6 protein-coding genes are annotated in these 10,745 nt (G+C 39.8%); all 6 read left to right on the top strand.

The window, feature by feature from the left end:
- Nucleotides 1–460 precede the first annotated feature (460 nt).
- Entirely contained in the window at nucleotides 461–2,494 is a 2,034-nt protein-coding gene (locus Q0895_RS07980; RefSeq protein WP_299187467.1) for a hypothetical protein, read from the top strand.
- A gap of 379 nt (nucleotides 2,495–2,873) precedes the next feature.
- Nucleotides 2,874–3,338: a hypothetical protein gene (locus tag Q0895_RS07975; RefSeq protein ID WP_299187465.1), complete on the top strand. Its 465-nt coding sequence runs from the start codon at nucleotides 2,874–2,876 to the stop codon at nucleotides 3,336–3,338.
- Between the two features lie 43 nt (nucleotides 3,339–3,381).
- Nucleotides 3,382–5,418: a hypothetical protein gene (locus Q0895_RS07970; RefSeq protein ID WP_299187463.1), complete on the top strand. Its 2,037-nt coding sequence runs from the start codon at nucleotides 3,382–3,384 to the stop codon at nucleotides 5,416–5,418.
- A 383-nt stretch (nucleotides 5,419–5,801) separates the two neighbouring features.
- Entirely contained in the window at nucleotides 5,802–7,877 is a 2,076-nt protein-coding gene (locus Q0895_RS07965) for a hypothetical protein (RefSeq protein ID WP_299187457.1), read from the top strand.
- 243 nt (nucleotides 7,878–8,120) lie between these two features.
- Entirely contained in the window at nucleotides 8,121–8,585 is a 465-nt protein-coding gene (locus Q0895_RS07960) for a hypothetical protein (RefSeq protein WP_299187455.1), read from the top strand.
- 47 nt (nucleotides 8,586–8,632) lie between these two features.
- A complete protein-coding gene (locus Q0895_RS07955; protein ID WP_299187453.1) occupies nucleotides 8,633–10,741 on the top strand; it encodes a hypothetical protein in 2,109 nt (702 codons plus the stop codon).
- Nucleotides 10,742–10,745: the final 4 nt, after the last annotated feature.

Raw genomic sequence — 10,745 nt, 5'->3', positions numbered from 1 at the left:
GAATAATGTTCTTTGTAATTAAAGGGTTAACAAGCTCAAATACAATATTGGCTGCCCAACCTCTTTGATCATTAACGTCAGTTATCAACCATACTTACAATACCTATATGTATGATTATAAAACAGGGATAGGTATTTATTATAAGCGCTTATGATGCAAATGTTTATGGCTGTAGAGAAATGACAACATAACAAGTATTTTATAAATAAATAGCGATTAGTTTTTTTAAAAATGATAATAAAAAATACACTTCATCTCTTCTATTCCCATTCTGTTTTCTTAGGCATCAACTGTATTTACCCTATAACTAAACAACCCTCATCGTATCAAATCAACCGCTGGTAGCCATATATATGGAAGCTATATTACATATCTTCTAACATAATATATTAAATAATATGTATAGAAATAATAAATAAGTATACAAATTAAACCTATATTTGGTTTGGGAACAATACTATGCATCAAGTTCAACGCTTTTTAGATTTAATTAGTAGCTATTCATTTAATCACTATATATACCGAATACTAGCGTTGATAGCTTTTATCATTTCTCTGTTAGTGAGTAACTTATCTGTAGCTAACCTCAACCTTTTTGAGTCTTCCCCAACTTCCGAAATAGCTAGCTGTCCATCTGGACATAAAATGTATTATATAGGCGCAAGTCCACCAAAACATACTCCTATAGAAACTCAATCTCTAAGTTGGAGCGCAGGAAGTATCACGAAGGATTTTACATTTACTGAAGCTACAGGTAATAAAATCTTTAACATTAATTTTCCTCTAGCAGTAGATCTAAACAATGACTATGGTCAACCACCATTTTATGGATCCGTCAACGGTGTTACTTCGTCTGCCCTTAACTTATCTCATGATTCTACTAGCGCAAAAACTAATCATATTTTAAATATAAGTATTAATCGTTCTGTAAGTAAAACAGGCTATAAAATACAAGATCTAGACTCTACAAAGGTGAACTACTATTTTTTCAGTTTTACACCCTATATTGAGCAAGTAGATGTATCTACCAATAATGGAAAACTGACATTTAATAGTATTTTTCAAACTGTTAATGCCAATAATAATATAGTAACGGCAAGAGAGGGCGAAAACTGCGGGGTCGGAGAATGTAACATTGATACTAGTTGGAATTACAATATTGCTAATACTCCTTTGAGTTTAAAACATAACAATACAAAGCGAGAAATTAATGGTGCACATATCGTAGGCTACTCAGACTTCTACTTCTGTCTTGCCCCACCAAAGCTAGTTGTCAAAAAAGTCTTGAACGGTACGCGTGTTAATGACAGTAATGCCAAACGCGACCAATTTGAAATAAAAGTAACTGGTGGTTCTGTCGCTAGCAATAGCTTTACAACCACGGGTACAGGCTCAACGATTACTAGCAATAGTAGCAACGTCATAAATTTAGCCGAAAGCACAACGTATACGATTACTGAAAGAGTCATAAACGGATCTATGCTTGGTGATATAGCCAATTATAATGCGACTTACACCTGTACTAATGCCACAACTGGTAGCACAACCGTCATGCCCACTGCTGCGATGCAATATGATGCAGCTGCCAAAACTCGATCATTCACTATTGCCAATACTACTTATGGTGATGAGATCACTTGTACCATTACCAACGGTCCAGCGAGCTATACATTCTCAGGTACTGTCTTTAATGATAACGGTGGTATCACTGAAGCTCAGGCAGACATTAGAAACGCTACTATAGATAGTGGTGCATATAACAATACACTTTATTTTAATGGACTGTTTGATACTACAGAAACTGGAATAGCTGGTAGTACCGTTAGTTTGGTGAACTGTGCCGACACTACTACAGTCTATGCCACAAAAACTGTAGAAAACTCGGGGAGCAATATAGGCAGATATCAAATCACATTAACTGGTTTTGAATTGACTGGTAACAAGACTGTCTGCATTATTGAAACTAACAATAGTACAAACCCAGCCTATTCTATTCGCACAACTACTCAAAAACATAATCTCTCTTTAGGTGAAGGTAATTATGTTTATTCGGACAATAACTTTGGAAGAGTCGTTGCCAACAATGCCGCCCTAGTACTAGAAAAAGAGCAAGCTGCAAACGACTGTAAGTTTACTAATTTTGCCAACCTAACCTATAGCAAAAACCCGCTTTCTAGTTCCACAACTGGAGCAGGTACAGACATTAGACCCGGTCAGTGCATTGCCTACAAAATCACTGCAACCAATCGAGCAAATATTGCTATTCATAACTTTGTCATGCAAGACATCCTACAGCGAGAAGACCCTAACAACCCTGCAGATTCTACTGTGACTTCTGTACTAGCTGCTCCAGCCCGAGCAGCTGGGGTTTTTAGTGATGGTCTAAGCAATGGACAAAATGGCACGATCAAGACTGTATCTGCAACTCTACCTAAAAGAGAGAAACGTGTCTTTTATTTTAATACTCAGTATGGTTCAACGCAGTCTAAGTAGTTTGCAACATCTATATTTAACTCAGTCAGATTTATCATTTTTATCATTTTAGTTAAAAGACTATAAATGTAGAACTGATAATAAATACTTAAACAAGGCTGGATTTTAGCCATTACCGCTTAACAAGTCCAAAACTCCATCCATCTGATTTCGGACGCATTATGGGTAATTTCCGTTTATATTCTCCATCAGCTATATAACAATACTTAACGAGTCTTATTAATATAAATATACATTTTACAACATAAGATGTACGTATATCTTTTGTCTTTAGAAACGTACAAGGCTAGTTAGCTTTCTTTAAAGAAGTTAGATCCATTCTATATTTAGACTTTTACACCGCCCAATTAATAAATTGAGAGAGGAGTTAATTATGATCATGACAGCTAAACATTACCTAAAAATAATAATGACAACCACGATAGCATCTATAGCTTGTTTTCATAGCGCTCAAGCGACAGACGCTTTAAAGATGGAACTACAAGCCAATAAAATTATAAAAAACGCCGACGGTAAAGCTCGTTATGTCGTTGCATCAAACGCTCAGTCAGGTGAGACAGTACAGTACCGGGCAACCTATACCAATACGATTAATCAACCGATTAGTGATGTCGCTGTGACTCTGCCTATACCTGCCAACATGACCTTTACTGGTGAAGCAAAGCCAAAAAGTGCTCAAGCAACTATTGATGGTAAAAACTATGCAGATATGCCTCTGATGCGCAAAGTAAATGGCAAAGTCGTCAAGGTTCCATTGACCGAATATAAAGCGCTGCGCTGGAACATTAAATGGCTCCCAGCAAACAAACTAGCAGACGTGTCCCTTAATACTGTTATCAATTAATAATTTTAACCACTTTTTGCAGTACTTTTAGGAGAGTTATCATATGAGAACTAATATATTCAAACATTCAGTATTAACAGCTGGCATCGTAGCCGCCATGAGTATGACTGCTGCAAATGCGGCTGAGGTAGTATATGACGAGAAGGATGCTTTTTCGGTGGCGAACAAGGCAACAGCTACTTATACAGTCGCAGACAATTCCAATCAACAAACAGCGGAGTCGAATGAAGTCATCGTCAACGTGACTGAAACGGGTGCATTTAGCTTAGTTGCTAAAAATGATGATGGTAACATTGGTGATGACCTAAACGAAGACGTGGCTATCAATCCTGCCGCTGGTTCTTCTGTAGACTTCAATCATACGCTCAGTAACGATGGTAACATCTCTGATACCTATACTATTAGTTTGGCGAATCCGTCAAACAGCTTGCCTGCTAGCGCTGCCATCAAATATCAAATAAAAGAAGGCAATACCAATGTCGGTAACTCTGAGACCATTGCAATTGGTGGGACGATAACGCTTAAGCCAAGCCAAACTGCTGACATTACTATTATTGCGACCACGAGCTCTGATCGCGTTATCGGTAATGACACATCCTTTACCGTTACAGCGACTAGTAAATATCTTACAGATAAAGGTCAGACGGCAGCAGATAAAAAAGCGACCAACACCAATAACGCTATTACAACCACTCCTGTCTACGCCATTACCAAATCTGCGACCACCAACCTTGGCAATAAAACATTCGATACCAATAATGCCGGCGCCTATGTTGACTATAAAATTACTGTAAAAAACGAAGGTAATATCAATGGTACAGCAGTAAGAATTACTGACGCCTTACCTAATGGTTTGGTGGCTATAAAGTCTGGAGAAGACAATTATATAGCGCCTACCGTAGTCGCGTCTGGTACAAGTACAGCTAAGGATGCAAATATTTCAACCAATGGCAAAGAGATAACTGTTATTGGTCAAGATATCAAAATGAATGAAACCATCACCGTTACTTTCCGTGCAAAGAAAGATACGACTACGCCGGCTACTGGCACCAATATCACCAACTATGCACTCGTTGAAGATGATGTTGATGGTAATGGTTCTTATGATCTTGTTGATAGCTCAGGTGATTCGGCAGGTGGTGTTACTGAAACAACCTATGAAGATACCACTGCTACTAATTACAAAGGTAAAGATAACAACTCTAACGCTACTATTACCACCAGTAGCCAGACCCGTAACCTCGCGATTGAAAGCAACACTCTAGACAAAGAAGTTGCCCTCATCAGCCAAAACAATACTTATATCTATACTATTACCAATAAAGGTACAGATATAGTCGAAGCTGCTGATACAGACAAAGTCTATTTTACAATTGTCCCGACTGCTAATGATGACAGCATCACTATTAATGAAGCAGAAGTGTTCGTTGATGCTAATGATAATGGTAGCTATGATAGTGGCGAAACTATTTTGACCAAAACGGCTAATGGGTATGATCTTAATGAAGCAGCCAAGTCTGGTCTAGCACCCGATGATTTTGTGAAAATCGGTGTAAAAGTAAATACAAATGGTTCAGGCAGCAATCTTACAGGTGGCACCAACAATATCGATGACTCTGAAACGATGGCTATTACTGTACTACCACAAGGTCCAGTCGCCGGTACTCCTGCACCTGCTAACACCAGTGTAAGCTCGACTACTACTATGAAAGGAGTCAATCTACTCAAGTATCAAGCAGTAGCCGCTTGTAAAGCAGATTTGAGCACACTTAGCTGGACAACTGACTCTATTAGTGGTGGTGAAGCCAAACCAGGCAACTGCGTTTATTATAAAATTACTGCCGAGAATACTTTTTCCGATACGACAAAAGTGATTAACGGTCTTACCGTAACAGATACGTTAGAGACACCTAAGATTATCTACGAAGGCGACTTTACGTCTGAAACTTCAGGCAGCTCACCTGCAGCTACAGCAACTTATAATGCGCCAAACTTGGTAGGCACGTTCGGTAGCCTAGCAGCAAGTGAGACAGGTACTATCTACTTCTCTGCGAAGATCTCTCAAACAGGTACTAATTAATCTTAGCCCGGTTTTCTGTACGATATTTAAAGTTTACGAAGTCTTCCCTAATCTCTGGTTAAGGAAGACTTTTTTAATTTCTGTTTTCAAGCTTAACATCTTACTAGCTCTGTTCAGCACTCACATTCATACCTTTATACCTAATCAACCCTCATCTTTTTAGGATAAAAGCTTCAGATTTATTCGAGCGTTTTATTCTAATAGTAACGAGCTAGATCGATATTTATTTAGTGGCATATATTTTGCATGGTCTATTTGAATTTGGCGACTTTTTGCCTTTGACAATCTACCGTTTACGACACAAATACTTTGTCCATTCAACATTGCGATGTCCAAAGTAAATTTAGCCTCGAGAGAATAAGATGCAAAAAAGCAGCCACCCTATGTATAAAGCATATATAAACGCTCGGATAGCGCTTGGTTTGACGACATCTACTATGTTGTTTATAGGATTAAGCACACATAGTCAAAACGTACTTGCCAACCCATTTTTGCCAGCAGCCACTCCAAGCTCGGCAGTAGGCAGTTGCCCCGCCACCCATAAAATGTATTACATTGGCGCAAATCCACCAGCATATAGCCCGATTAATTCGCAAACCCTTAATTGGTCAACAGGCAATCCCTCTAATACTTTTACCTTTGTAGAGCCATCTGGTAATAAGACTTTTTTGATTAATTTTCCGCTGCTTTTGGATTTAAATAGTAACTATGGCGGTACGCCTCCTTTTTATGGATCTATCAATGGTGCTACTACATCAGCGATCAATTTAATTCACAACTCCCCTACTACCAGAACCAATCATAATTTGGATATCAGTATCAATCGTCCAGTAAGTAAAATGGGCTACAAAATACAGGATTTGGATTCAACTGGCAGCTCTGGTCAAGTGCCCTATATTGAACAAGTCGATGTCTCTGCTAATAAAGGACAACTAACTGCTAATGCTAACTTCCACACTATCAATACTGCTAATGATATCGTAAGAGCTCGTGAAGGACTGAACTGTGGTAGTGGAGAATGTACTATTGATGCGGCTTGGAATTATAACATTGCTGATGCTCTTCTCAATCTAAAGCATAGCAATACGTTCACGCAAAGAAATAGCCCTCATGCTATTGGTTATTCGGACTTTTATTTCTGTCTTGCTCCTCCTAAGATAATCGTAAAAAAGCAACTCAATGATAATCGGGTTAATGACTCTAATGTTAATCGCGATCAGTTTGCAATCAATATCAGTAATAGTACGACGTCATTAAAAACGTTTGAAACGACTGGTACAGGACAAGTCGTGACTAATGACAATAGCGGCGTAGTAGAGCTTGCGACCAATACGACCTATACGGTTACTGAGCGCGTGACGAACAATCAAAACAACGGCGATATCATTAATTATGATGCCGCTTACACTTGTAACAACGCGACAAATGGCAGTACGACCATAATGCCTACGACTGCGATGACTTATAACGCCAGTGCTAAAACCCGCTCATTTACTATTGCCAACGCCACTTATGGGGATGAGATTACCTGTACTATTACCAATAGCCAATCTGCTACTGCGCCATTTAATTATACCTTTGCAGGTATCGTCTTTAATGACAACGGTGGTATCACTGCTAACGCCAGTACTAAGCAAGATATCTCGTCTACTTTTACAAGTAACAACAACTACTACAATGGTATATTTGATAGCAATGAATCAGGGATTTTTGCTAGTGGTTTACAGATTAGACTTACTGATTGCAGTGGTAACAATATCGTATCGACTTCACCTAACCCTCAAACTGTTTCAAGTGCAGCTGCCAGCATAGGTAGATACAGTTTCAATGTCAGTCAAAATGCGCTTGTAGGTAGATCAAAGGTCTGTCTGATCCAAACTGAACCAAACCCTTGGGAATATAGCGAAGATACGACTGTTAATACTCAAGAAGTTACGCTTGTCGCTAATGTCTATAATTATAAAACTGAAAAAAACAGCTCTGGTACTGTCACCCGTAACCTTGATTTTGGTGAAGTAAAAGCAGACAACACCGCCCTGGTACTTAGAAAGTTTCAATATGTGCATACTTGTGATAGCACGCTCAGCTATCCCAATGTTGCCACTACCAATCAACCAACGACGGGCTTTAGCACCAATCCTGCAAATGATGTCAAGCCAGGTAACTGTATTGCTTATAAGTTAGAAGCCTATAATCGCGGTCATGTGGACTTGAGTGAAGTTAGCATTAGCGACTCTATACAACGCTCCCCTGTTGAGTCGGTCTTTAATCTACCCAAACCTTTAGGAAACCCTTCATCAGTATTTAAAAGCACCAATACATCAGCGCCTATCGGCCAAAATGGGACCATCATATCTGATAGTTTTAATTTGTTAAAAACGTCTGCATCTTCAACAAAGCCGACCAAAGCTACTTTGTATTTCAACACTAAATATGGCACCAGAAACACAGCCCCCTAAATGAACTTATATCGACTTGTTTCTTAGAAGTCTAAAGTCTCAACTCTTTAAATATTCTCTTATATCCATTAAAGAACCGATAAACGTCGTTTATCGGTTCTTTGGTGATTATTTGCGTGTTTTTTGTGAGAATGAAAATACAAAGAAAGTCGAGAATTTTTAGAGCAAACATTTGTTTTTATTCGTGTTTTTAAAGTTGGCAAGGATATTGCATGTAAAGATTATCCAAATGAGGAATATGATATGAAATCATTTCAATTTTTACGTCATGCGCTTATTGCCACTACAGTGTCTGCATGCTTAATCAATATATCGTATGCAGCAGATGCTCTAAAAATGCAGCTACAGGCCAATAAAATCGTAAAAACCGCTGATGGTAAAGTCAGTTACATCGCAGCATCGAATGCTCAAAAAGGTGAAACGATACAGTATCGCGCCACTTACACTAACGTTATTGATCAGTCTATCAATGATGTCGCTGTGACTCTCCCCATCCCTACCAACATGGTATTTACTGGTGAGGCAAAACCAAACAGTGCACAAGCGACTATCGATGGCAAAAACTATGCTGATATGCCGCTCATGCGCAAAGTAGACGGCAAAATCGTTAAAGTTCCACTATCTGAATACAAAGCCTTGCGCTGGAATATTAAACTACTTCCTGCGAACAAATCGGCGGATGTATCACTTAACACGACTGTTAACTAAACCTTTTGACCTTAGCTATTCATTTACTTACACAGGAGCATCACTGGATGAAATCCAGCACCTTTAAATACTCAGTATTAACAGCCGGTATCGTAGCAGCCTTTGGCTTAAATAATATTACAAATGCCGCTGAATCAACAGCTGCATCGACTCCTACTATTGAAAACGTAGCAAGTGCGACGTATAAGATAGGTACAGTTGCACAAACGGCTGTTCAGTCCAATCCAGTAACTGTCAACATCACGCAAAGTGCAGCTTTTAGCTTAACAGCTAAAAACGATGATGATAACGCTGCTGATGACTATAACCGTGGCTTGACTGTGACACCTAAAGGTCGAGTGACTTTTAGCCATACCTTAACCAACTCAGGTAACGTAGAGGATACCTATACGCTTAACTTGGCGCAAGGTGGCACTATTCCAGGTAGCCCGCAAGACGCCAGCTCATACGATTTGGACACGACCAATGTCACCTACACTATCTATAATGCAGATGACTCTGTAAAGAGCACGACCACTGTTACTGGCACTGTGTTCCAAAATACCAATATTACTCTTAAACCTAATGAGCGCGCTGACATTTCGATCGCTGCAAAAACAGCTGGAAACGTCGGCGGTGACTCACAGAATCTAACGTTATCAGCAACCAGTGAGTTCTTTACAAATGCTGATACCACCAAAGCAACACTGACGAACATTGACAACAGTATTACTAAAGTAGCGGTATTTAAAATCACCAGTAAGGTAAACAGCACCTTAAACTTGAATGATCCAAGCTCTAAGGTGACTTATACCGTCACGGTGCGTAATGATGATACGGCTCCTTATGCCGCTGCTGCCAACAACATCGTTGTCTTTGATGGCTTACCAGAAGGCTTACGTTTAGCAGATCAGCCAAATTTAAGTGTCAGTAATAATGCCACTATCGTACCGGGTAATGAAGGTAAAGGTACCAGTAATTCAAACGATAGTGTCAGAGTTACTCTCTTAAATTTATTACCAGGTGAAACAGCCACAATCACGTTCGATGTGCAAAAAGATCAAGCCGAACCACTTGCTGACCCAAAAAACATCATCAATCATGCTTCTGTCACCCTCAATCTTGGTGAAAATCAGACCATCTACGACACGACAGATAGCACTGATCCTAAGCAAAACACTGCCAACTTCTATCCAGCTGCTGATGATAGTGAAGTCACAGACGGTACTGTTAGCACAACTACTGGTAGTGACTCAGCGGCTCCCTTAGTCGCAAACCAACGTGCTGTCAGCATCACAGCACCTACTACCAAAGGTATTCCAACTACTACTGACGACACCACACAAATCACACATTCAGCTGTCATCAGAAATACAGGTAGAGAGACCGAAGGCGATCAACTCGGTGAAATTAAGTTTACCATCACTGAAGGTGCCAATGACCAAATCACTCAAGTACCGAACACGGTAGAAGTGGTATACGACGCTGACGATAACCCAGCCACAGCTAATACTACCTATACTGTCACAAAAGACGGTAACGGCGATTATGATCTAAGTACAGCCGTGCCTAAAAATGGCGGAGCAGCATGGACTGGCATGGCACCGAACTCAAGTGTCACCATCAACTATAAAGTAGAGTCTACACAAGCTGTTATTGATGCAACCGAAAAAACCACAGTTACATTGGTCGTTGGTGGGCAGGATGCTCCTTCTACAGGTGCGCGTGCTGTTGAAAACACGACTGTCGTCAAAGGTCTCAAACTGGTTAAGCAACAAGCATTAAACGAAACTTGTGATGCTAATGCGTCGCTAGTCTTTACGCAGGCTGATGTCGGTGCTAAGCCTGGCGACTGTATCGTCTATAAAATTACAGCGTTTAATAACTTTGAAGCTTCAGACGCTCGTTTTAATTTCACTGATTTGGTCATAACGGATACTACTGCTCGCTTTAATGACAAAGCTCAGGTACTGACCTCTAGTACTACTCCTGCTTTTGCAGTCAAGCTTGCTGAAGTAGACAATGCAAACGACTCACCTGCAAACAATACTTATGGCGCAGCGGCAGGCTCTACTGCTATCAGTGGTACGGTGCCAAGTTTAGACCCACAAAAGTATGCAGCACTCATATTTTCAGTAAAAATCAATCCTGATGGTGCTGCTCCTGGCTCAATTTAGGATT

The organism is uncultured Psychrobacter sp., from assembly GCF_947495825.1.
In the GTDB taxonomy this organism is placed as follows: Bacteria; Pseudomonadota; Gammaproteobacteria; order Pseudomonadales; family Moraxellaceae; genus Psychrobacter.
Note: the sequence above shows the minus strand (reverse complement) of the source record. Positions and strands in the feature narration are given on the sequence as shown.

Coding starts and splice junctions, on each gene's coding strand:
- Q0895_RS07975 (WP_299187465.1), top strand. CDS start 2,874: ATGACAGCTAAACATTACCTAAAAATAATAATGACAACCACGATAGCA.
- Q0895_RS07960 (WP_299187455.1), top strand. CDS start 8,121: ATGAAATCATTTCAATTTTTACGTCATGCGCTTATTGCCACTACAGTG.
- Q0895_RS07955 (WP_299187453.1), top strand. CDS start 8,633: ATGAAATCCAGCACCTTTAAATACTCAGTATTAACAGCCGGTATCGTA.
- Q0895_RS07970 (WP_299187463.1), top strand. CDS start 3,382: ATGAGAACTAATATATTCAAACATTCAGTATTAACAGCTGGCATCGTA.
- Q0895_RS07965 (WP_299187457.1), top strand. CDS start 5,802: ATGTATAAAGCATATATAAACGCTCGGATAGCGCTTGGTTTGACGACA.
- Q0895_RS07980 (WP_299187467.1), top strand. CDS start 461: ATGCATCAAGTTCAACGCTTTTTAGATTTAATTAGTAGCTATTCATTT.